This is a genomic window from Priestia sp. SIMBA_032, assembly GCF_046535215.1.
GTDB classification, from domain to species: domain Bacteria; phylum Bacillota; class Bacilli; order Bacillales; family Bacillaceae_H; genus Priestia; species Priestia aryabhattai.
Genome location: NZ_JAWRXD010000195.1, coordinates 1 through 394, shown reverse-complemented (window position 1 = coordinate 394; position 394 = coordinate 1). Strand labels below are relative to the sequence as shown.

Here is a 394-nt window from a genome sequence, read left to right as displayed (position 1 = left end):
ACCGCTCCCTCTGGAACCGGCCGTTCATCGAGGAGGGCATCGCGATCCTCGAACGGAGCCTTCCGCGCGGCGGAACAGGGCCGTACGCCCTTCAAGCGGCCATCGCCGCCGTCCATGCCGAAGCGCCGACGCCCGAGGCGACCGACTGGCCGCAGATCCTCGCGCTGTACCGGCTTTTGGAACGCGAGACCGGAAACCCCGTCGCGACCCTCAACGCTGCGGTGGCCGAAGCCATGGTCTCCGGTCCAGCCGCGGGTCTCGCCAGCATCGACCGGCTGCTCGCGAGCGGCCGACCGGTCGACGAACAGCGCGTCACCGCGGTGCAGGCGCATCTGCTCGAGCGCGCCGGAAAGACAGCGGAGGCCGTGTCCCACTACCGCGAAGCCGCGCGGCG

The 394-nt window shown here is 71.3% G+C and carries 1 pseudogene; it reads left to right on the top strand.

Annotated features, from left to right (window positions below):
• A pseudogene (locus tag SB717_RS33975) lies at positions 1 to 394 on the top strand (RNA polymerase subunit sigma-24); the annotation flags it as partial.